This window comes from Cobetia sp. D5, assembly GCF_035666195.1.
Taxonomy (GTDB): Bacteria; Pseudomonadota; Gammaproteobacteria; order Pseudomonadales; family Halomonadaceae; genus Cobetia; species Cobetia amphilecti.
This window is the reverse complement of record NZ_CP142020.1, coordinates 3536040-3556793: the sequence shown is the minus strand read 5'-3', so window position 1 is coordinate 3556793 and position 20754 is coordinate 3536040. Positions and strand designations below refer to the sequence as shown.

Genomic DNA, 20754 nt, shown 5'->3' with positions numbered 1-20754 from the left:
GCGTCAGTTTCGCAATACCCTGAGGGTGATGGACCCGTTCATCATGCCGTGAACCGGGCGGTGCGCCTATGCCACTCCGACGCGACGCCGTGTTGCGTCGATGTGCAGCGTCGGTCTCGCGCCGGTGAGCGTGCTAGAATCGCCGCCATTGTGTTGCCGCAGCTAGGAGTTCGAGCAGATCATGAATGTCAGTGATGTTTCGCTGGATCAGCGTGCCCTCGACGGCGCCGCTGCCTGTCTTCGCAATGGGGGCATCGTTGCCTATCCCACCGAGGCCGTCTGGGGGCTGGGGTGTGATCCCGACGATGGTGAGGCCCTGGCTCGGCTGATCAAGCTCAAGTCCCGCGACGCCGCCAAGGGCTTGATCCTGATCGCCGGTGATATCGCCCAGCTGGAACCCTGGCTGGCGGGGGTCACCGTCGCGCAGCGTGAGCAGCTGCTGGCCAGCTGGCCGGGACCCTATACCTGGCTGGTGCCTGACAATGGCCGTGCGCACCCCTTGCTGCGCGGTGAACACGTCAGCCTGGCCGTGCGCGTGACCGACCATCCGCTGGTCCAGGCATTGTGCGCTGCCTTCGGCGGACCGCTGGTGTCGACCTCGGCCAACCGTGCAGGCGAATCGCCTGCCATGACCGCAGACGAGGTGCGTGACGCCTTCGGCGATGCGCTGGTCAATGACGTGATCCTCGAAGGACCGCTCGGCGGCAACCCGCGTCCCAGCACCATTCGTGATCTCGCGACCGGCAAGGTGCTGCGCGCCTGAGCAGCAGGATCGTCGCTCGGGTTGATCCAGATCAGTGCCGCGTCATCCAGGCGCCCAAGAGGGGCATTTTCCGACCTGCCGAGCGCAGCGTGTCGCGGTAAGCTGGCAGTTCACCGCCAGCAGCGGCCAACGACGGGTGTCGCCCCGTCATCATTCATTCCCGTTCTACCGGAGGCATCGTGGCCCACGCCAATCTCGAAGACGTCAAGGTCTACCTGCTCGATCTGCAAGACCGCCTGTGCGAGGCGCTGCAAGCCTGCGATGGCCAGGCAAGTTTCCGTGAAGATAGCTGGGAGCGTGCCGAGGGTGGCGGTGGTCGCTCACGGGTCATCGAGAATGGCGGCGTGTTCGAGAAGGGTGGCGTCAACTTCTCGCATGTCTTCGGGCATGAATTGCCGGCTTCCGCGACGGCGGTACGTCCGGAGCTGGCCGGTCGCAGCTTCCACGCCGTCGGGGTCAGCTGGGTGCTGCATCCGCACAACCCGCACGTGCCGACCAGCCATGGCAATGTGCGCTTCTTCATCGCCGAGAAGGAGGGCGAGGCGCCGGTATGGTGGTTCGGGGGCGGCTACGATCTGACGCCGTTCTACCCGCATGAAGAAGACGCGCGTCACTGGCACCAGACGGCCTGCGATGCCTGCATCGCCTTCGGCAGTGATGTCTATCCGCGCTACAAGACCTGGTGTGACGAGTACTTCTACCTCAAGCACCGCGACGAGACGCGGGGCGTGGGTGGCCTGTTCTTCGATGACCTCAACGAGTGGGGCTTCGAGCGCTGCTTCGCCTTCCAGCAATCCGTCGGCGACAGCTTCCTCGAGGCCTATCTGCCCATCGTCGAGCGCCGCCGCGAGACGGCCTATGGCGAGCGTGAACGCAACTTCCAGCTCTATCGTCGCGGGCGCTACGTGGAGTTCAACCTGGTCTGGGACCGCGGCACGCTGTTTGGCCTGCAGAGCGGCGGACGTACCGAGTCGATCCTGATGTCGATGCCGCCGGTAGTGCACTGGGAGTACGGCTACGAGCCCGAGGAAGGCAGTGCCGAAGCGGTGCTGTATCGTGACTTCCTGCATGCCCGCGACTGGCTGGGCGAAGAGGCCTGATCGCCGCATTGACCTGACGCTTTTCTGTGATTGCCCCGGAGTCCTGATGTCCCGTTACGCTGTATTCGGCAACCCGATTGCCCACTCGAAATCCCCGTTGATTCATCGCTCCTTCGCTGAGCAGCTCAAGGACTCGCTGAGCTACGAAGCGCGACTGGCGCCGGTCGATGACTTCGCGGCCGGTTGGGCCGAGTTCGTCGCCGAAGGCGGCCAGGGGGCGAATGTCACCATGCCCTTCAAGGAGCAGGCCTTCCGGCTGGTCGATGTGCTGAGCCCGCGTGCCCGTCGCGCCGGCGCCGTCAATACGCTGATGCTCGGCAAGACCGGTCAGCTGTATGGCGATACCACCGATGGTGTCGGCCTGACCCGTGATCTCGAGCGTCTCGAGGCGCCGCTCAAGGGTGCGCGCATCCTGATTCTCGGCGCGGGTGGCGCCGTGCGTGGTGTGCTGGAGCCTCTGCTGGCCAAGCAGCCGGCGGCATTGGTGATCGCCAATCGCACCGCCGCCAAGGCCAGCGCGCTGGCCGAGGACTTCGCCGACCTGGCGGGGGAAGGCTGCCAGCTGTCCGGTGGCAGCTATGCGGCCATCGAGGGTCAGTTCGATCTGGTCATCAATGGCACCAGTGCATCGCTGGGCGGCGAGCTGCCGCCGTTGCCGGATTCGCTGTTCTCTCCGCAGGCGCTCGCCTACGACATGATGTATGCCGCCGAGCCGACCGTCTTCATGCGCTGGGCCAGCGAGCGCGGCGCGCGGGTTGAGGATGGTCTCGGCATGCTGGTGGAGCAGGCGGCCGAGTCCTACTTCCTGTGGCGTCACAAGCGCCCGGAGACGGGGCCAGTGGCGGGCATGTTGCGCAGGATGCTGGCGGAAGGATGATCCGCGGGAGCTTGCCGGGCATGCACGTCGATTCAGATGGCCGCCAGACGGGCAGCCAGATGACCAGCTAGCCGACCAGTCAGACGACAGACGATGAAAAGGAGCGGGGGACTCGATAGAGTCCCCCGCTCCTTTTTGGTTGGCCATGATCCAGCGTGCTCACGCCTCGCTGTTGGCGCTCAGCTGCTCTTGACGGGGGCCGTGGCACAGGATTCGAGCCGATATCCGTACTGATAGACGCTTTTCAGCCTGAGCCCACGGCTGCCGTTCAGTCCCAGTTTGCGCCGCAGGCGGCTGACGTGGGTGTCGACCGTCCGGGTCGAGATGTCCCCGTTGACCCCCCAGATCATCTCCAGCAGGTAGGCGCGTGAGTAAAGCTCTCCGACGTGGCGCAGTAGCAGGGAGGCCAGCTGATATTCGCGCTGGGTCAGGGCGACCGGCTCCTCGCCGCACCAGATGGTGTGTTCATCCGGCTCGATCCGATATTGATCGCTGATGGCCACCTTGGGCTGCAGGTAATTGGTGTCGGAGGTGACGAAACGCCTGCCCAGCGCTTCCACACGCGCCGTGAGCTCAGCAGGGCGGATAGGCTTGGCCAGAAAGTCATCGGCGCCGTGCTGAAGCGCATGCACGACATCCTCCTCTCCCTGGCTTGCGGTGATGAACAGGATCAGCCCTCGCCAGCCGTGCTCGCTGCGCAGTGTGCGCGTCAGCTCCATGCCGCAGGCATCCGGCAGTTGCCAGTCGATGATCAGCAGGTCGAAGCTGCGCTCGCGCAGTGCGCGCAACAACTGGCTGGCGCGCTCGAAGCCTGCCAGCTCATGTCCCTGAGCCTCGAGACACAGGGTCAGGTAATCACGTTGATCATGATCATCTTCCAGGATGCCGATTTGCATGTCGTTGCCTCCCCGCGTGGGTATCGCAAGCAGTCTACGCGTCTCTTGCGTGAGACCGCGTCACAATGGTTCACGTTTGGCATGACGATGGCGACATATACTCGTGTTCATCCCCTCTCGCTGCTTCATGGCGCGGTGCCGCTGCTGGCCCGTGAATGGCGAGGATGAAACGAGACGGTGAACCTCCGGCCGTCATCCATGGTTGTCCATGACCCCTGGAGTCTTCCCATGCCGCTTCTCATTCTCCTGCGATGTCTCACCACGGCGTTACTTCGCATGCGCCACTGGCTTCTGTTGCTGACGCTGTCGTTTTCCCCCTTTGCCATGGCCCTGGAGGCTCCGCAGGGGCCGGTGGTGCTACGCGTCACCGGGGATATCACCCATGCCAACGCCGGAGGCGAGGCACATTTCGATCGCGCCATGCTCATGGCGCTGACGCAACGGGAGACCGTGACCACCACCCCCTGGCATGACGGCGAAGTGAGCTTCAGCGGTCCGCTCGGTTCGGCGCTGATGGAGGCGGTGGGCGTCGAGGATGGCACCATGCGTATAGTGGCGCTCAACGACTACGCCGCCACCGCGCCGGTGCAGGATTATTTCGATCATCCGGTGATACTGGCCATGGAAGTCGATGGCAAGCGACTGCGTGTGCGCGACAATGGCCCCATCTTCATCATCTACCCCTTCAGTGAGCAGCCGGATCTCCTCAACGAGGAAATCATGACCCGCTCTGTCTGGCAGGTGAAGCGAATCGACATCGAACGCTGAACCCGCCTCTCCTGCTCCGTTTCATGAGCGCTGCCAGGATGCTCGTGCATGAATCCACTCCGTTCTCTGCATTTCAGAACCGCCATCGCCATTGCCGCGACGTTGTTCTTCGTCTCGGCATTGGTGACTGGCGTTCTGGTCTATCAGCGTCAGCAGGCACTCGAGCACAAGCTGCGTGAGAATCTGATCTGGGCGGTCTATCAGTTCGACAGGGAAGTGCGCGAGCTGCGCATGGTGGTGGCCGAGGAGCAGAAGACCCCGACGCCGCCCGCCTTGATGGATGACAGCGAGCTGCTGTTGCGGCTCGACATCCTCTATAGCCGGGTACAGCTGCTGCAGAGCGGCCAACTGGGCAGCATGCTGGCGGGGATGCCCGACCTGCATGCCCAGCTGATGGCCATGCTGCCCAGAATCGAGGTGCTGGACAGCGCCATCATGGACCTGGCGAGTCGTCAGGAGCGTGATGCGTCCCTATATGTGCAGATACTCAGCCGGCTTGCCTCGCTTCAGGAGCAGACCGGCGAGTTGCTGCTCAACATCAATGCCGAGGCCGCTATCCAGCGCACCAAGGAGCGCTCGGAGCTCCTCAACCTGTATGCCCTTGCGCTGTCGCTGGTGCTGCTGATGACGTTGAGCGGCATCGTGCTGGTGGTCGCGCTGATCGTCGAGAGTCGTGGACGGGCCTACAAGACCCGCAAGCTGGAGGAGCGCACCCAGGAGCTGGATGGCATGGTGCAGCTGGCGCAGGCGGCCAGTCGTGCCAAGTCGGAATTCATGGCGATCATGAGCCATGAGATACGTACCCCGCTCAATGGCATGGTCGGCGTGTCGGACCTCATCGGCGAGGAAGTCTCGACCCGGCGTGGCCAGCAATACCTGACGATGCTGCGCCAGAGTGCCGAGAGCCTGCAGGCCGTCATCAATGATGTGCTGGATTATTCCAAGATCGAAGCCGGCAAGCTGGAGCTGGATCAGCGCTGCTTCTCGTTGCCCGAATTCCTCGATTCCCTGGCCGCGCATTACCATCGCCAGACAGGCAGTGCCGGCAAGGGATGCTCGCGCATCTTCCTCGAAGAACGTGCCGATGATCTGCCTGTCTGGGTCAAGGGTGACGTCAATCGCCTGCGTCAGGTACTGACCAACCTGCTCAACAACGCCTTCAAGTTCTGTCCCCAGGGCACCATCCGGCTGAGGGCATCACCGGAAGACGGCGAGACGCTTCATTTCGAGGTTCACGACAGCGGTTGCGGGATCGCCGCCGACCAGGTGAGCCAGTTGTTTGCCCCCTTCACCCAGGTGGATACCTCGATTGCGCGTCGTCATGAGGGCACCGGGCTCGGGCTTGCCATCTGCAAGCGACTGGTGGAGGCGATGGGCGGTGAGATCGGCGTCGAGAGTCATCTCGGGCTTGGCAGTCGCTTCTGGTGCCGCGTGCCGCTGCCGGTATTGACCGCCGCCGAGGCTTGCCCGCAGCAGGCGGTGGGAGACACGCCCTTGCCCCACGCAAGCGTGCTGGTGGTGGAAGACAACGAGGTCAATCAGTCGCTGGCGCGGGCCATGCTCGAGTATCTGGGGCAGCAGGTCACGGTGGTGGAAGACGGTGAGCAGGCACTCGAATGGCTGGCGCAGGCTGGCAACGATGTCGATCTGGTGTTCATGGACATGCAGATGCCGGTGCTGGATGGCGTCGAGACGACACGTCGCTGGCGTCAGCAAGAGTCCGAGCAACCCGCCAGCGCTCGTCTGCCGATCATCGCGATGACCGCCAACGTGATGCAGGAGGATGCCCGCCGCTGCATCGAGGCTGGCATGCAGGGGGTGCTGCACAAGCCGTTCACGCGTGATGATCTGCATCGGGTGCTGCAACAGTATCTGGTCCAGGCCTCTGATTCGCAGGCCTCTGATTCACAGGAGGCTGATTCACAGAAGTCTGATTCGCAGCAGAAGTCGCTCGAGCCAGACAAGCCAGAGGCTTCGGCTGGCGAGCCGTCTGCCGCCCTGCAGGCACCAGGCGATGATGGCACCAGCTCGTCAGCGGCTGATGATCAGGACGCGCAGATCGACGCTGCCCCGGCGCTCGATGTGGCAACTGACGACTCAGCTGCGCGCGCTCTGCCCGATGCCGCGCCTTCCTTGCTGCAACACGCGACCTGTCAGGAGCTGCTCACGACCCTGAGTGGCGAGGCCTATTCACGACTGCTGAGCAATTACCTGACGCGACTCGAAGGACGCCTCGACGTGATGGTGACCTTGCTGAAGCAGATGGATCTCACCGAGCTCAAGCGTGAGGCGCATTCCCTGAAGGGGGCGTCAGCCTCGCTGGGATGCAGCGGCATAGCCAGTGGCGCCAAGGCGCTGGAGGAGGCCGTGATCAGCGAGGACCTGCCCGAGGTACACCAGCATGTCGCCACATTGCGCTCCTTGAGTGTGCCGACGCGGGACAGCCTTCTCGCAGAGGGCTATCTGTTCTCCTGACGGTATTGGGACGTGATGGCGTGATCGACAGCCGACAGCATTCACTAGCGTCCCTCTTGTTCTCCCGTTCCCGCCTTCTCTCGCTCTCTTCATCCTGGCCTTCACGATTCATCCTGGCCTTCACTACATAGACGCCACCCATGGTGACATGGGTGGCGTCTGTAGTGGGGAGTTGCGGCATTCCCGCTGTCTGTGCTGCGCTGTGGCGGGACGCCAGTCTCCTCAATGGACGGCGGAGACGTGGCGCTGGCTGAGTGCATTGACGGCGCTGGGCGGGCAGCGGCTCCAGGCATTGAAGTCGCTGACGGGCATGGGGCGCGCGAACAGATAGCCCTGGCCGATATTGCAGCGGGTATCGCAGAGGTAATCGCGCTGTTCCGCGGTCTCGATGCCTTCGCCGACCACGGCGAGATTCAGGCGTTGGCCCAGCTCGACGATGGTACGCGTGATGGCGCGCGCTTCCGGGTGGCTGTCGCTGCGTCCGACGAAGCATTGGTCGATCTTCAATTCGTCGAACGGCAGGTTGTAGAGCTGCATCATCGAGGAGAAACCGGTGCCGAAGTCATCCAGCGCCAGGCGATAGCCGCGGTCGCGAATGGCGTTCAGAAGGTGACGAGCGTAGGTGAGGCAGTCGATCCCGCAGCTCTCCGTGAGTTCCAGCGTGATGGAGTGCGGATCGACATGATGCTGACTGGCCAGCGCATCCAGCGTCTTCAGCATGTCACGGGTGCGCAGCAGCTGGGGTGACAGATTGAGCGCGAGGTCAAGGTGAAGGCCCTGGGACTGCCATTGGCCCTGCTGGCGGAAACCATTCTCGATGACCTGCCAGGTGAGTGCCTCGATACGGTTGCTGCGTTCCGCCAGGGCGATGAACTGGTTGGGCATGACCATGCCGCGCAGAGGATGCTGCCAGCGCACGAGAGCCTCCGCGCCGCTGAGCCGGCCACTGGCGAGGTCGATCTTGGGCTGATAGACGAGATGCAGCTGGCGCTCGGTCAGGGCATCATCCAGTTCATCGAGTGACAGCGGATTGCGTTGCTTGTCCAGCTCTGCCAGCAGCGAGGCCAGGTGCATGATGTCGAAGGGCTTGCCGAGCTGGCCCAGCATCTCCAGGCCGCTGCGCTTGCCCCTGGCGACCATCGCTTGCATGTCGTCGTTGTGACAGGCGCTCATCAGGATGATGCCCGCCTCGACATTGCGTTCGCGCAGATAGCCGAGCACATCATCGCCGGTGAAGTCGCCCAATTCGTAGTCCACCAGGATGAGGTCCGTCTCCAGACAGGCGGGATTGCAGGCGATGTCCTGCAGCCCTTCGCTCTGCGTGCAGTCGAACCCATGGGCGGAAAGCAGCCCGCTGATGAGTTCACGAAAATCCGGATCGTCGTCAATGATGAGTGCGTGTCGAGTCATGTAAGGCATCCTCAAGCGAGTGTCGGGAACACGCTCGCGCCGCTGTGCATGAAGTGTCTGCATGAGCAGTGCGCAGGCGAGCAGGTGATCCCAGATTAGCAATGCGGTTACATGATTCGCGGATATCGACACATTTGATGGCTTCTTTTTACATTCAGACTTTCAAGCCGGTAAAGCGAGGAGCTGGTAGAGCGTTAGATAGCCAAGGGAGGTAGATCAGAAGGCAGGCTAGTGAGAGCAGAGCCAGAGAGTAGAGGGCGGCTGGATGGAGGGCGGCTGGATAGAGAGCGCCGCACGCTCGCGCAGCCCCAGGTTCTCCAGGGGCCGCGCGAGCGTGTGTTACCTGAGGCTGATGATGCCACGCCACACAGGTGGGGTCAGCGCAGTCGATCGCAGTTGGGCTTCTCGCCGGCGGCGCGGGCCTGCTGATAGGTCGGCAGAGCGGTCTCGAGGCGCTCGTTGAGGGCCGCCATGCGCTGTTCGTCACTCGGGTGTGTCGACATCCACACCGGCGGTTGCGCGCCACCGGCAGCATTCATGTTGGCCCACAGCTTGATGCTGGCGCGCGGGTCGAAGCCGGCTTCGGCCATCAGGTCCAGCCCCAGCAGGTCGGCTTCGGACTCGTGGGAGCGCGAGAACGGCTTGAGCACGCCATATTCCGCGCCCATGCCCAGCAGGCCCATGAGCTGGTCGCCACCGGTGCCTTCGAGGCCGGCCAGTGCCTGGGTGAGTGACAGCCCGGCGGAGGTCAAGGATTGGGTCGAGACGCGTTCGTTGGCGTGGCGCGCCAGCACGTGGGCGATCTCGTGGCCGATGACGGTCGCCAGCTGGTCCTGATTCTCGGCGACCTCAAGCAACCCGGTGTTGACGCCGATGTAGCCGCCCGGCAGGGCGAAGGCATTGGCGGACTCATCCTCGAATACCTTGACCTGCCAGCCGCTGATGCCATAGCTGGCGGGCACCTTGGCGGTCACCGCATCCGCCACGCAGCTGACGTAGGCATCCTGACGACCTTCCACCACCGGCAGCTCCTGCTGGTACTTGCTGAAGCTGGCTTCCCCCATCTTCTCCAGTTCCTGGTCCGAGTAGAGGGTCAGCTGGCTGCGGCCCAGCGGAGAGTTGGCGCAGGCACTCAGGGTGACGGACGCCGCAAGCGCCGCCAGCGGGAGCAGACGACGCAGGGCGCGGGGAGATGAGAGATCGAGCAATCCTGGCATTGGGGCCTCCTGGCTAGATGACGTGACAACCTTCGAGCGCACGGCAGGGCGACGCTGAACGTGCAAGAAACGTGCAGACAGCATAACCGGATAGGCGCAGTGGTGCAGTCAGCGAAATGATACGTTGCTGAGATCACAGCATCGTCAGGCCAGACGGCCCCGCCGGGCATGAGATACTGGGTTTGATCTGATGGGCCTGCCACGGCCCGGACCCCATGTATCTGACAGGGAATCACCATGTCGCCAGAGTTTGAACGCCGCCTCTCGCATCTGCTGGACCGACTCGAACCGATGCTGCCGCCGACGGCTGTCGAAGTGGACTGGACACGCGATGTCGCCGCCTTGTGGACCCGCCACCCCCTGGGAGGGCGACTGACGCCGATCGCGCCGCGTGACGCCCTGACACTCGAGGACCTGCTCGGCATCGCACGCCAGAAGCGTGAGCTGCTGGCCAACACTCGCGCCTTCCTTGCGGGCAAGCCGGCCAACCACGCGCTGCTGTGGGGCGCCCGTGGCACCGGCAAGTCATCGCTGGTCCGCGCACTGCTCAATACCCTGGGCCGCGAGGGGCTGCGTCTGATCCAGATCGACCGGCACGACCTGCCGGCACTGCCGGCGCTGGTCGCCGAGCTGGCCCAGCAGCCGCATCGCTTCATCGTCTATTGCGATGACCTGTCCTTCGAGGGCAGCGATGACGCCTACAAGGCGCTCAAGAGCGTGCTGGATGGCACCCTGACCGGGCCGCCGGAGAACGTGCTGCTGTACGCCACCTCCAACCGTCGTCATCTGCTGCCGGAGCACATGAGCGACAACCAGGCCACCCACATCGTCGATGGCGAGCTGCATCATGGCGATGCGGTGGAAGAGAAGATCTCGCTGTCGGACCGCTTCGGCCTGTGGCTGGCCTTCCATCCCTTCAATCAGGACGCCTATCTGGAGACCTGTCAGCACTGGGTGGAATGGCGTCTCGGCGCTGGCAGCTTCGATGAGGCCGCGCGTGGCGAGGCGCTGCGCTACGCCACCCAGCGCGGGGTGCGCAGCGGGCGTGCCGCCTGGCAGTTCGCCAATCTATGGGCGGGGCAGAAGACGCTGGAGGCGTGAACCCGGTGCTTGACGCCCTTGAGATGATTGTGGCGCTTGAGGTGCTCTGAAACGTCAGTGCGCGTGACATGAAAAAGCCGCCCCTGCAGTCATCTGCAGGGGCGGCTTTTTCATGGGGCAGGCTGGCGGATCAGATCCGCTCGCCTGGCATCACGCACAGGCGCAGTTCACGCCATCAACGGCGCTGCTTGCGTTCCTTGCGAGCTTCCTTGGTGCGCGCCAGTGAACGCTCTTTCGCGCGCTCGCGGTCATCAGCCCCCTGGGCGCCATCGAAGGGGTTGTCGCCGGAGCGGAACTCGAAGCGCATCGGCGTGCCCTTGACCTTGAGCACCTTGCGGAAGGTGTTGGTCAGGTAGCGCTTGTAGGCTTCCGGCAGACGGTTGGTCTGGTTGCCGTGCACCACGATCAGCGGCGGATTGGCGCCACCCTGGTGAGCCATGCGCAGCTTGATGCGACGGCCGTTGACCATCGGCGGCTGGTGCGCCTGGGTGGCGTCCTGCAGCAGGGTGGTCAGACGCTTGGTCGACCAGCGGGCCACGGCGCTTTCGAAGGCGCGGTCGATGGACGGGTAGAGATCACCCACCGCAGTGCCGTGCAGCGCGGAGATGAAGTGCAGGTCAGCGTAGTCGGCGAAGCCCAGACGACGCTTGATCTCGGAGCGCATCTTCTCCTTGGCTTCGCTTTCCAGGCCATCCCACTTGTTGACCACCAGCACCAGCGCGCGGCCGCTGGTCAGCACGAAGTCCAGCAGGTGCAGGTCCTGCTCGACGAGTCCCTGGCGGGCATCGAGCACCATCACGGCGACGTTGCACTTCTTGATCGCTTCCAGCGTCTTGATGATGGAGAACTTCTCCACCACTTCGCGCACGTTCTTGCGACGACGGATCCCGGCGGTATCGACCAGCAGGTAAGGCTTGCCACGACGCTCGAAGGGAATCTCCACGGCGTCGGTGGTGGTGCCGGCCTGGTCATAGACGACCACGCGCTCCTCGCCCAGCAGGCGATTGACCAGCGTCGACTTGCCGACGTTCGGACGACCGATGATGCCGATGCGCACGCCGCGATCATCCAGCTCCGGGTGCAGGTCCTCGTCTTCGCCTTCCTCGACTTCGGGGTAGGGCGAGAGCACCTCTTCCAGCAGTGTGGTGACGTTGCGGCCGTGCTCGGCGGCGATGGCGCGCGGGTCACCCAGACCCAGGGTCCAGAAGTCGGACTTGCCGATCTCCTCGTCCATGCCGTCGGTCTTGTTGACCACCAGCCAGGTCTTCTTCTGGTTGACGCGCAGGTGATTGGCGATGGCCTCATCCGCCATGTTCAGACCGGCGCGCGCATCGACCATGAACAGCACGATGTCGGCTTCGTCGATGGCGGCCAGTGACTGGCCGGCCATCATCAGGTCGATGCCTTCCTCGTCACCGCTGATGCCGCCGGTGTCGATGACGGTGTAGGGCTTGCCGCCGACCTTGCCGGTGCCGTACTTGCGGTCACGGGTCAGGCCGGGGAAATCGGCGACCAGAGCATCACGGGTCTTGGTGAGGCGATTGAATAGCGTCGACTTGCCGACATTCGGGCGGCCGACCAGGGCGATCACGGGGTTCATGGAATCTCACAGCATTCGCAGGGATAGCATCGATGCCGGCCCCGTACGGTCTGCTTCGAACCATGATGGCTGGAAAGCACCTTGTGCAGGCAGGGCTATAGCGATGATATCGGACTTGGGGCACTGGATGACGACGCAGGCGTCGCATGCATCCAGTATGGTCCGCCGACAGGGGGTTAGCACTGTCGGCGGAAAGATCTCGTGGCTGAATCAATGGCTGCGTCGTGCGGCAGGCCTGATCAGCGGGGGCAGCATTCTAGCATTGACAGGGAGTTGCTACCAATGGCGCATTAAGACAACGGCAGCCAGATGGCTGCCGTTGTCTTGACGAGGGCTGAACGAGGGCTGAACGAGGGCTGAACGAGGCGCATGTCAGATTGCGGGCAGGCTGACATGCGCGCTCGATCAGTGGCTTACGGGGCTTCGAGATCCAGCGCCGTCAGCTCGCCATCGTTGGTGTAGACGTAGATGCGCTTGCCTTCGGTCAGCGGGGTGATGCTGATGCCATCGCCCCCCACGTCATAGCGGCCGGCCATCTCGCCGCTCTGGGCGTCGATCAGGTGCACATAGCCTTCGTAGTCACCGACCACCAGCTTGCCATCGACGAAGGCCGGAGAGGTCAGCCAGCGGCCTTCCAGGTCTTCGGACTTCCACAGCACGTTGCCCGTGTTGGCATCCATTGCCAGCACATGGCTGGCATTGTCGATGCTGAACAGGTAATCGCCGACCACGATGGGCGTCAGATAGCTGGAGGACGGCTTGTCCCACAGCGGCTCGCCGTTGCGGGCGTCCAGCGCGATCAGACGACCGTTGTAGCTGGTGACGAACAAGCGGCCATCCTGCGTCAGCACCGGCTGGCCATCGAGATCGACCAGCTGGTCCACCTCGGTACGCCCGGCCGGCACGGCGACGCGCAGGTCCCACAGTTCCTGACCTGAGCGGTTGTCGAGCGTGACCAGCTTGCCGTTGGCGAAGCCCGCGAAGGTGACCGGCTGGATGACCCGCGGCGCGCCGGTGCCACGCAGCGTCAGGGCCGGAATCGTGGCCGAGTAGGCCCACTGCTCTTCGCCGGTGAAGCGATCAAGCGCGGTCACGGTGCCATCGACGCTCTGCACCACGACCAGCTCGTCGTTGTACTGCGGCGCGGCCAGCACTTCACTGGAGACACGCGTGCTCCATTCGATGCTGCCATCTTCCTGGCTGACGGCACTGACCTTGCCATCGCGCGTACCGACGTAGAGGCGGGAGGCATCGGCATTCAGTGCGCTGGTGATGCCAGCCGGCAACCGTGTCTGCCAGATGTCGTCGCCACTGTCGGCAGCGAGGGCTTCCAGCTCACCGCCTTCGGCACCGACGAACAGCTTGTCGTTGGCGAAGATCGGTGACAGCGGATAGTGGGCACGGCCCAGGCCATTGCCGACCGATTCGCTCCAGACGGAATCAAGCGCGACCTGGCGATCGAAATCGACCAGCTCCTTGGGCGCATATTCCGGTTGGGCACTGCTGGCACAACCGGCCAGCAGACTCACGGCCAGCAGCGAGGCCGGTACGCTCAGACGACGAGTGACGCTCATGAAGAAGACTCCGCAGCCAGATCGGCGAGTTTCAGGTCGAGACCGTAGACCGGCTGACCACTTTCCTGCGACAGGGTGCTGGCCTGCTGATAGGCGGCGATGGCCTCATCACGCTTGTCCTGTGCGGCCAGGGCATCGCCACGCACCGCAGCCGCCTGCGCTGCCAGCGGCGCCGGCGGGCTCTTGAGCAGGGCGAGTGCCGCGTCGTTGTCGCCGCGCTCGACGTTGATGCGCGCCAGACGTAGGCTGGCCAGCCCCTGCAGGTAGCTGTCATCGCTGTTGTCGATCACGCTCTGCAGCGCCGTGGCGGCTGCATCGAGATCGTTGGCCTTGACCGACATGCTGGCATCCAGCAGGTGCGCCATCTGGGTGTAGAGGCTGTCGCCGTGCTCGCTTTCCAGTTCGCCGATCAGCGTACGCGCCTGCTTGATGCCGGCGTCTTCCAGCTTGGGCTGGCTGACGAGGCTGATCAGTTGCTGGTAACGCACGGAGGCCGCTTCGGACTGGCTGGCGTCGTAGTTCTGCCAGGCCTTGAAGGCAAAGACACCGGCGCCGGCCAGTACGACACCAGCAATCAGTGACTTGCCGTTCTCGCTCCACCAACGCTTGATGGCTTCAAGCTGTTCTTCTTCGCTTCTGAGCTCTTCCGCCACGGGCGGTCTCCTTGACCTGGCCGGCATGCCGGCACTTGCATTCGTGAGGCGGAGAGCTGGCTCTCCGCCCGATATTCATTGGCAGTCTCAGGCGCCGAAGACGCTGTCGAGACGTTCGCCCAGCGCACGCTGGTTCAGCGTTTCCTGGTCGCGTTCCTCGCGCAGGAACTTGAGCGCCACCGTGCCTTCGATGACTTCATTCTCACCGAGAATCAGCGCGATGCGAGCACCGCTCTTGTCGGCCTTCTTCATCTGGCTCTTGAAGCTGCCACCACCGCAATGCAGTACCAGACGCAGATTGGGCAGGGCGGTGCGCAGCTCTTCGGCCAGACGCATGGCTTCGCCTTCGGCCTGCTCGCCCATCGACATCAGGTAGACATCGACGGTCTCGCGGACGTCCTGCGGTACCAGTTCCAGTGTCTCGAGCAACAGGATGAGGCGCTCGACGCCCATCGCGAAGCCGACCGCCGGTACCGGCTTGCCGCCCAGCTGTTCGAACAGGCTGTCGTAGCGGCCGCCGGCACACACGGTGCCCTGGCTGCCCAGCGCGGTGGTGGTCCATTCGAACACACTGCGCGAGTAGTAATCGAGGCCACGCACCAGGCGCGGGTTGATGACGTACTCGATGCCAGCGGCGTCGAGACGTGCCTTGAGGCCCTCGAAGTGCACGCGGGACTCTTCATCCAGGTGATCCCCTAGGCGCGGCGCGGCGTCGACGACGGCGGCCATGTCCGGGTTCTTGGTGTCGAGGATGCGCAGCGGGTTGCTGTGCAGACGACGCTTGGAGTCTTCGTCGAGGACATCCAGGTGCTGTTCGAAGTATTCGACCAGCAGGTCACGATAGGCGGCACGCGCCTCGAGGCTACCCAGCGAGTTGAGCTCGAGCGTGACGTGCTCCAGCAGGCCCAGCTGGCGCCACAGACGCGCGGAGATCAGGATCATCTCGGCATCGATGTCCGGGCCTTCCATGCCGTAGGCTTCGACGCCCACCTGATGGAACTGACGATAACGGCCCTTCTGCGGGCGCTCGTGGCGGAACATCGGGCCGGTGTACCACAGACGCTGGATCTGGTTGTGGACCAGGCCATTCTCCATCGCCATGCGCACGCAGCTGGCGGTGCCTTCCGGACGCAGGGTCAGGCTGTCGCCGTTACGGTCGTCGAAGGTGTACATCTCCTTCTCGACGATGTCGGTGACTTCGCCGATGGAGCGCTTGAACAGCGCGGTCTGCTCGACGATGGGGGTGCGGATCTCGCGATAGCCGTACTGGCCCATCAGCGCTTCCACCTGGTGCTCGAAGTATTGCCATACCGGTGACTGGTCCGGCAGCAGGTCGTTCATGCCACGAATGGCCTGGATCTTGGTACTCAACGTTCTCTCCTGAATCCTTGCGCGTCTCCCCACGGCGCTCGCATGAGGTCATGCAGGCGGGTGGGGAGACGAAGGCGCGTCAATCATGACGCGCAAGCCAGCCGAGACAAGCTCAGCTCTGGCGGATGATAGTGTCGGCCTCACGGGCCTCTTTTTCCGCGACCTTGTCACGGATGAGTCGCTCAAGATCGTCAACCAGGGTGTCATTGGTCAACTTGCTGGCCGGCTTGCCGTCCAGGTAGACCAGGTTGGCGGGGCTGCCGCCGGTCAGACCGACATCGGTCTCCTTGGCTTCGCCGGGGCCATTGACGACACAGCCGATGACCGAGACGTTCAGCGGCGTCATCACGTCTTCAAGACGTGTCTCCAGCTCGTTCATGGTCTTGATGACGTCGAAATTCTGACGCGAGCAGCTGGGGCAGGCAATGAAGTTGATGCCCTTGGCGCGCAGCTTGAGGCTCTTGAGCATGTCGAAGCCGACCTTGATCTCCTCGACCGGGTCCGCTGCCAGCGACACGCGGATGGTGTCACCGATGCCGTCCATCAGCAGCATGCCCAGGCCGATGGAAGACTTGACGGTGCCAGAGCGCAGGCCGCCCGCTTCGGTGATGCCCAGGTGCAGCGGCTGTTCGATGCGCGCTGCCAGGTCACGATAGGCGGCGACGGCCATGAACACGTCGCTGGCCTTGACGCTGACCTTGAAGTCCTGGAAATCGAGGCGATCCAGATGATCGATGTGACGCATGGCAGATTCGACCAGCGCCGCCGGCGTCGGTTCGCCGTATTTCTTCTGCAGGTCCTTTTCCAGCGAGCCTGCGTTGACGCCGATGCGGATCGGGATGCCGTTGTCGCGGGCGGCGCTGACCACGGCGCGCACGCGGTCTTCACGACCGATGTTGCCCGGGTTGATGCGCAGGCAGTCGACGCCAAGTTCCGCCACACGCAGGGCGATCTTGTAGTCGAAGTGGATATCGGCCACCAGCGGGATGTTGCTCTGCTGCTTGATGCGACCGAAGGCTTCGGCGGCATCCATGTCCGGCACGCTGACACGCACGATATCGGCACCGGCATCCTCGAGGCGCTTGATCTGCGCGACGGTGGCGGCGACATCGTTGGTGTCGGTGTTGGTCATGCTCTGCACGGAAATCGGTGCATCGCCGCCGACGGCCACATTGCCGACATGAATCTTGCGCGAGACGCGGCGCTTGATGGGGGAGTGACTATGCATGGGATTCCGGGTCATTCACCGAGGGTAAGTTTGGCGACACTGCCGCGCGTGACGCGCGTGAGGTCGACCGCTTCATTCATGTAACGCAATTCGACGCCAGAGGCATTGCCGATGGTCAGCGTGAAGGGCGGCTTGCCTTCCAGCGTCGTGCTGGTGCCGGCCTCGTTGTTGCCGCGCAGCAGGCGCTTGCCATCGGCATCACGAATGTCGGTCCAGGAATTGATGTTGAACGTCAATTCAAGCTTGCGCGGGTCTGCCGCCGGCGCAGCTTCTTCTGCTGCGCTCTCTTGTGTGGTGTCGGCACTGGCATCGGCGACAGCACTCACGTCAGTGGCAGCGGCGCTATCCGTGGCAGCGCCAGACGCTGACGTGCCAGCCTCTGCAGCGCCCGGCGCGGCCGCGGTTGCGCCTGTATCGAGCGCGTCAGCACTCTGCGCTGTCGTCTCGGGCGAGGCTGCTGTCTCGACGGCAGACGCATCAGCGGTAGCAGTGGAGGACGGCGCCGCTTCACTGGCAGAGGACTGCGAGAGCGAAAGCTCGATGGAGCCATCGGCGTTCACGACCGGTGCGGCGCTGTCCGCATCGCTGCCACCTTCGAGGGCGGAGGTTTCCGCGGGCGAGGTGCGGCCATAGTCGCCACTCTGCCACCACACGTAGCTGAGACCGATCAGACCGGCGATGACCAGCAGGCTGACGAGGCGGAACAGGTACTTGCCCATCTTGCCCGGTGGGCGCACCGACGGCGTGGAACTGGGGGTGTAGCGCTCGGCTTCGGTGGTGCCGAACTGGGCATTGTACTGCCCGACGATGGCCTTCTCGTCCATGCCCAGCAGGCGGGCATAGGCACGCAGATAGCCGCGACGGTACGCGGCGATGGGAATCTGGTCGTAGTGGTCGCGTTCCAGGTCATCGACCAGGCTGGGGCGCAGGTTGAGCTGTGTCGCCACCTCATCACGCGACAACCCCTGATGCTCGCGCTCCAGCTTGAGGCGCGTGCCAGGCAGTGCATCACTGGCGTGCTGATCAGGGGCGGGTTGATGTTCGCTCATGGCGCATCCTTGTAAGGAAAAACTGTCTACCGAACGCACATCCGGGCGCTCTTCCGGTACTGCGGGAAACTGCTCCTGACACTGATGCTGGAGCATGCTGACTGATGCTGTCGCGCGATTGGCCGGGTGCTGCACGACTCGTTGATCATCATGCGAGTGAGCAGCGTGAAAAGCGATGACCTCCCATGCCAATCGACGCGCACGAACACACGTTCGTCCGCGTCGGCACTATACCAAGCCCGCGCCGAGATTTTCACCGGCAATTCGGTCTTCTCGGTCCTGCTTGCAGCGACCCCGCCCGTGAGCTGGCGCCATCAGCGGCGTCGTTGCGCCTCGTTCAGGGAGTGCGAATCACCGCGCGACCGGATTCCCGAGTCATGACCTGCTCCAGCTGACGGCTGTAGAGATCTGCCAGACGGCTGTCGCCGCGAGCCGTGGCCACATCGACGGCCAGGGCGAGACTGTCGCTATCGGTGCCTGACAGACGGAAGTAGCGGCTCAGCGCCGACTGGGCGGCGTCATTGTCGCCGGCGTCATGTGACATGCGTGCCACCGCCAACCAGGCCTCTGACTCACGCGGATTGATCTTGACGGCACGTTCGAAACTCTTCGCGGCCTCGCTAGTCTTGCCCAGCTGCAACTGACAGCGGCCCAGATTGGTATAGAGCTGGCCACGATTGTCGTAGGTCAGGTCTTCCGCCGCGATCTCGAGCTGCCGACAGGCCTCGACGTATTCACCGCGAGAGTAGAGAAAGGCCGCGTAGTTGTTGCGCGCACGGGTAAAGGACGGATCGCTGGAAATGGCCTGATTGAAATAGTCATCGGCGAGCACGTTCTCACCCTGGCGCTGATAGATCATCGCCAGCCCGGCCTTGGCCTCGGCATTGCTGCTCTGCAGCTTGAGTGCCTTCTGGAAGGCGCTGTCGGCGCGTTGCAGCTGATTACGACCCAGATAGGCCTCTCCGAGTTCCACGTAGGCGTTCGAGGCCTTGTTGTCATCCGGCGGGGCGTAGGGGTCGTTGGTTTCCACGCGTGTCGCACAGCCTGCGAGGGTCAGGCCGGCAAATCCGAGGCACAGCAGCAGGGCTCTGGTGCGGCGAGTGATGCCGCGAGCAGCGGTGCGGGTGTGGGAATCATGCTGGCAGGGGCCCTGTGCGACAGTGCCATGGGCGACAGGGTCATGCTCATTGGTGCGATGACGGGGCAGACGACTCGGCATGCAATCCTCGCGTGAATGAAGGCTCATGATGTGCCTGCGGGCGAGGGTCGCGGCAGGCAACAAAAGCGCCCCCATCAAAGCGCCGCACCTGCCACAAGTCAAGGTGGCAGGGCGGCGCATGGCTATGGCGATAGCGTCAGGTCAGGGCTGGCAGCCGCTCAGTCGGCGTCGAGCTGGATGGCGTTGATGTAACGCTCGGCGCGACGGGTGCGGTCCTTGACCTGACCGACCAGCTGGCCACAGGCGGCGTCGATGTCATCGCCACGTGTGGCGCGCACCGGTGCGGTGTAGCCCAGCTCATAGAGACGCTGCTGGAAGCGCATCACCTGGTTGCGTGACGGCTTCTCGTAACCGGAATGCGGGAACGGGTTGAACGGGATCAGGTTGATCTTGCACGGCAGCTCGTCTAGCAGCGCGGCCAGTTCCTCGGCGTGCTGGATCTGGTCGTTGACGTCCTTGATCAGGGTGTACTCGATGGTGACGATACGCGCGTCGTCACACTTGGCCAGGTAGCGATGGCAGGAGTCGAGCAGCGCGCGGATGTTCCACTTGCGGTTGATCGGCACCAGCACGTTGCGCAGTTCATCGTTGGCCGCGTGCAGCGAGATCGCCAGGCTGACGTCCATCTCGTCACCGAGCTGGTCCAGCTTGGGCACCACACCGGAGGTGGAGAGGGTGACGCGACGCTTGGACAGGCCATAGGCGTTGTCGTCCAGCATCAGCTTCATCGCCGGCACGACGTTGTCGTAGTTCATCAGCGGCTCGCCCATGCCCATCATCACCACGTTGGTGACCGGACGCTTGCGGGTGTCCTTGCGGTCTTCGGCGCCACGGGTGGCGACCCACACCTGGCCGATGATCTCGGCGGCGGTCAGGTCACGCTCGAAGCCCTGCTTGCCGGTGGAGCAGAAGCTGCAGTCCAGCGAGCAGCCGACCTGGGAAGACACGCACAGGGTGCGACGGTTGCCGTTCTCGGACGGGATCAGCACGGTCTCGACATAGCTGCCATCGCTGACTTCCAGCACCCACTTGCGGGTGCCGTCCTTGGACTCGCCTTCATAGACGATGCCCGGCGCACGGATCTCGGCGACCTGCTTGAGGCGCTCGCGCAGCGGCTTGGCGAGGTTGGTCATCTCGTCGAAGCTGTCGACGCCTTCCTGGTGAATCCATTTCATCACCTGGGTGGCGCGGAATTTCTTCTCGCCGATGCTCTCGAAGAAGGCTTCCATCGCCGGGCGCGGCAGCCCCAGCAGGTTGGTGAGCTTGACGGCGGCAGGGGCCGCGGCATCGGTGGCAGTTGCAGTGGTATCAGTCATGGTATGGGCCGGTCGTGTCAGGGATGGGCAGGCGTCACACAAAGGATAGACGTCTGCAGGGCGACGCTGTCAGCGGAGGTGGCGATGGTTCGCAGACCTCAAGAGGCTCTCATCATCAGCGCAGTGCGCGTGGGCGT

General features: G+C 63.7%; 17 protein-coding genes. 6 read left to right on the top strand and 11 right to left on the bottom strand.

The window, feature by feature from the left end; translation table 11 throughout:
- The first annotated feature begins 181 nt into the window (after positions 1-181).
- From U0O11_RS14735 to aroE, 3 genes are all read left to right on the top strand, one after another.
- On the top strand, positions 182-763 hold the full coding sequence (locus tag U0O11_RS14735) for an L-threonylcarbamoyladenylate synthase (protein WP_279836875.1): 582 nt from the start codon (positions 182-184) through the stop codon (positions 761-763).
- A 179-nt stretch (positions 764-942) separates the two neighbouring features.
- Positions 943-1863 (top strand): oxygen-dependent coproporphyrinogen oxidase, encoded by a 921-nt coding sequence (gene hemF / locus U0O11_RS14730; RefSeq protein ID WP_279836876.1) that lies wholly within the window; start codon positions 943-945, stop codon positions 1861-1863.
- A gap of 43 nt (positions 1864-1906) precedes the next feature.
- Positions 1907-2740 (top strand): shikimate dehydrogenase, encoded by an 834-nt coding sequence (gene aroE / locus U0O11_RS14725; RefSeq protein WP_279836893.1) that lies wholly within the window; start codon positions 1907-1909, stop codon positions 2738-2740.
- A 179-nt stretch (positions 2741-2919) separates the two neighbouring features.
- Here the strand turns inward: aroE and U0O11_RS14720 are convergent, their stop codons facing one another.
- A complete protein-coding gene (locus U0O11_RS14720; RefSeq protein WP_043333802.1) occupies positions 2920-3636 on the bottom strand; it encodes a response regulator transcription factor in 717 nt (238 codons plus the stop codon).
- 276 nt (positions 3637-3912) lie between these two features.
- Between U0O11_RS14720 and U0O11_RS14715 the strand changes: the two genes are divergently transcribed.
- Both U0O11_RS14715 and U0O11_RS14710 read left to right on the top strand, forming a co-directional pair.
- On the top strand, positions 3913-4404 hold the full coding sequence (locus tag U0O11_RS14715) for a hypothetical protein (RefSeq protein ID WP_279836877.1): 492 nt from the start codon (positions 3913-3915) through the stop codon (positions 4402-4404).
- 48 nt (positions 4405-4452) lie between these two features.
- A complete protein-coding gene (locus U0O11_RS14710) occupies positions 4453-6879 on the top strand; it encodes an ATP-binding protein (RefSeq protein WP_279836878.1) in 2427 nt (808 codons plus the stop codon).
- A gap of 222 nt (positions 6880-7101) precedes the next feature.
- Here the strand turns inward: U0O11_RS14710 and U0O11_RS14705 are convergent, their stop codons facing one another.
- Both U0O11_RS14705 and U0O11_RS14700 read right to left on the bottom strand, forming a co-directional pair.
- Complete coding sequence (locus U0O11_RS14705) at positions 7102-8289, bottom strand: EAL domain-containing response regulator (RefSeq protein WP_279836879.1); 1188 nt, start codon at positions 8287-8289, stop codon at positions 7102-7104.
- Positions 8290-8666: 377 nt separating this feature from the next.
- Positions 8667-9506, bottom strand: a complete 840-nt coding sequence (locus U0O11_RS14700; RefSeq protein WP_279836880.1) for a M48 family metallopeptidase — start codon at positions 9504-9506, stop codon at positions 8667-8669.
- A 237-nt stretch (positions 9507-9743) separates the two neighbouring features.
- Between U0O11_RS14700 and U0O11_RS14695 the strand changes: the two genes are divergently transcribed.
- Positions 9744-10607, top strand: coding sequence for an ATP-binding protein (locus U0O11_RS14695; RefSeq protein ID WP_043333805.1), 864 nt, complete (start codon positions 9744-9746; stop codon positions 10605-10607).
- A gap of 175 nt (positions 10608-10782) precedes the next feature.
- Here U0O11_RS14695 and der read toward each other — a convergent pair whose 3' ends face one another.
- From der to rlmN, 8 genes are all read right to left on the bottom strand, one after another.
- Positions 10783-12207, bottom strand: a complete 1425-nt coding sequence (gene der / locus U0O11_RS14690; protein WP_043333806.1) for a ribosome biogenesis GTPase Der — start codon at positions 12205-12207, stop codon at positions 10783-10785.
- 413 nt (positions 12208-12620) lie between these two features.
- Positions 12621-13781: an outer membrane protein assembly factor BamB gene (bamB, locus tag U0O11_RS14685; RefSeq protein ID WP_043333807.1), complete on the bottom strand. Its 1161-nt coding sequence runs from the start codon at positions 13779-13781 to the stop codon at positions 12621-12623.
- On the bottom strand, positions 13778-14434 hold the full coding sequence (locus U0O11_RS14680; RefSeq protein ID WP_279836882.1) for a YfgM family protein: 657 nt from the start codon (positions 14432-14434) through the stop codon (positions 13778-13780). Before U0O11_RS14680 ends, bamB begins: the two co-directional genes overlap by 4 nt.
- An 87-nt stretch (positions 14435-14521) precedes the next feature.
- Entirely contained in the window at positions 14522-15805 is a 1284-nt protein-coding gene (gene hisS / locus U0O11_RS14675) for a histidine--tRNA ligase (RefSeq protein WP_084589419.1), read from the bottom strand.
- 112 nt (positions 15806-15917) lie between these two features.
- Positions 15918-17033: a flavodoxin-dependent (E)-4-hydroxy-3-methylbut-2-enyl-diphosphate synthase gene (gene ispG, locus U0O11_RS14670; protein WP_043333809.1), complete on the bottom strand. Its 1116-nt coding sequence runs from the start codon at positions 17031-17033 to the stop codon at positions 15918-15920.
- Positions 17034-17044: 11 nt separating this feature from the next.
- Positions 17045-18082: a RodZ domain-containing protein gene (locus U0O11_RS14665; protein ID WP_279836884.1), complete on the bottom strand. Its 1038-nt coding sequence runs from the start codon at positions 18080-18082 to the stop codon at positions 17045-17047.
- A gap of 337 nt (positions 18083-18419) precedes the next feature.
- Positions 18420-19328, bottom strand: coding sequence for a type IV pilus biogenesis/stability protein PilW (pilW, locus tag U0O11_RS14660; RefSeq protein WP_324690579.1), 909 nt, complete (start codon positions 19326-19328; stop codon positions 18420-18422).
- Between the two features lie 131 nt (positions 19329-19459).
- Positions 19460-20617 carry a 23S rRNA (adenine(2503)-C(2))-methyltransferase RlmN gene (gene rlmN, locus U0O11_RS14655; RefSeq protein ID WP_043333811.1) on the bottom strand — a complete coding sequence of 386 codons (1158 nt, stop codon included), beginning with the start codon at positions 20615-20617 and terminating at the stop codon, positions 19460-19462.
- Positions 20618-20754: the final 137 nt, after the last annotated feature.